The sequence below is a fragment of the Pseudodonghicola xiamenensis DSM 18339 genome (genome assembly GCF_000429365.1).
Classification (GTDB): Bacteria; Pseudomonadota; Alphaproteobacteria; order Rhodobacterales; family Rhodobacteraceae; genus Pseudodonghicola; species Pseudodonghicola xiamenensis.
In genome coordinates, this window is the sequence record NZ_AUBS01000084.1 from 1 (window position 1) to 1,833 (window position 1,833).

The 1,833-nt window shown below is 52.5% G+C and carries 2 tRNA genes and 2 rRNA genes; all 4 read left to right on the top strand.

The features are described from left to right. Positions 1-759 (top strand): 16S ribosomal RNA (locus G455_RS0122125); the annotation flags it as partial. Between the two features lie 136 nt (positions 760-895). Then, positions 896-972: transfer RNA gene (locus G455_RS0122130), tRNA-Ile, on the top strand. A gap of 76 nt (positions 973-1,048) precedes the next feature. Continuing rightward, positions 1,049-1,124, top strand: a tRNA-Ala gene (locus G455_RS0122135). A gap of 408 nt (positions 1,125-1,532) precedes the next feature. Then, positions 1,533-1,833, top strand: a 23S ribosomal RNA gene (locus G455_RS0122140); the annotation flags it as partial.

Consider the following 1,833-nt stretch of genomic DNA (forward strand, 5'->3'; position numbering starts at 1 on the left):
GCGAAAGTGTGGGGAGCAAACAGGATTAGATACCCTGGTAGTCCACACCGTAAACGATGAATGCCAGTCGTCGGCAAGCATGCTTGTCGGTGACACACCTAACGGATTAAGCATTCCGCCTGGGGAGTACGGTCGCAAGATTAAAACTCAAAGGAATTGACGGGGGCCCGCACAAGCGGTGGAGCATGTGGTTTAATTCGAAGCAACGCGCAGAACCTTACCAACCCTTGACATCCTAGGACATCCCCAGAGATGGGGCTTTCACTTCGGTGACCTAGTGACAGGTGCTGCATGGCTGTCGTCAGCTCGTGTCGTGAGATGTTCGGTTAAGTCCGGCAACGAGCGCAACCCACATCTTTAGTTGCCAGCAGTTCGGCTGGGCACTCTAAAGAAACTGCCCGTGATAAGCGGGAGGAAGGTGTGGATGACGTCAAGTCCTCATGGCCCTTACGGGTTGGGCTACACACGTGCTACAATGGTAGTGACAATGGGTTAATCCCAAAAAGCTATCTCAGTTCGGATTGTCGTCTGCAACTCGGCGGCATGAAGTCGGAATCGCTAGTAATCGCGTAACAGCATGACGCGGTGAATACGTTCCCGGGCCTTGTACACACCGCCCGTCACACCATGGGAGTTGGGTTCACCCGAAGGCCGTGCGCCAACCTTTCGAGGAGGCAGCGGACCACGGTGAGCTCAGCGACTGGGGTGAAGTCGTAACAAGGTAGCCGTAGGGGAACCTGCGGCTGGATCACCTCCTTTCTAAGGATGCTTCTAGATGATTGGTTCGCCAATCACGTGAAGCACTTAGCAGAGATCAACAAGAAATGTTGGTCAAACTCACGGTCCAGGCCGTCCTCATATCTCTTCAGGAAATCACAGGCCTACCGGTCTGTCTGGGTCGGTAGCTCAGGTGGTTAGAGCGCACGCCTGATAAGCGTGAGGTCGGAGGTTCAAGTCCTCCTCGACCCACCAAATCACTTTCGGTGAAACCGATAAGTGATAGGCGGCAGTGCATCTTGCGGAAGCAAGATGTCACGAGAGCCTATCTGGGGCCTTAGCTCAGCTGGGAGAGCGCCTGATTTGCATTCAGGAGGTCAGGAGTTCGATCCTCCTAGGCTCCACCAACCACCCCGTTGGAACATATCTTCAAGCAGTCCCGAGACTGTTTGAACGTCTGTTCCACAGACGAATTGACATCGTATAGAGAGAAATCAATCAACTTGCTTTGATCGGCTGAAGTGACAGCCTGATCTCAGTTGGTTCCACCCTCGGGTGGAAGGTGTTCTTCGGACTGTTTCCTCGGTCCGCTGCGCATATCCCGGCTGAAACGAAGCAATGTTGTCCAAGTCAAGTACACTAACCAAAAGTTCGACCTTAGGGTCGAGCGGGATAGTATGCTTTTGGTTCAGAAGAACAGCATCACTCGAACCAGCGTGATGCGTGATGGACTTCGCCCGAGCTTTGTTCCGAGCGGCCTAGCCCTCAAGTAGCGAAGCGGTAGGGCATGATGGAGTTTGTCTTTTTCTGGATCAAATCAAGCGCGAGAAGGGCGTTTGGTGAATGCCTTGGCAGTAAGAGGCGATGAAGGACGTGATACTCTGCGATAAGTTCTGGGGAGCTGAGAATAAGCTTTGATCCAGAAATCTCCGAATGGGGCAACCCACCTGATACTCAGTTATTGTTAGCCGCAAGGTTCTCAATAATTGGGTGAAACAGGTACTTAAGACCTGAATACATAGGGTTTTAAGAGCAAACCCGGGGAACTGAAACATCTAAGTACCCGGAGGAAAGGAAATCAATTGATACTCCCCTAGTAGCGGCGAGCGAACGGGG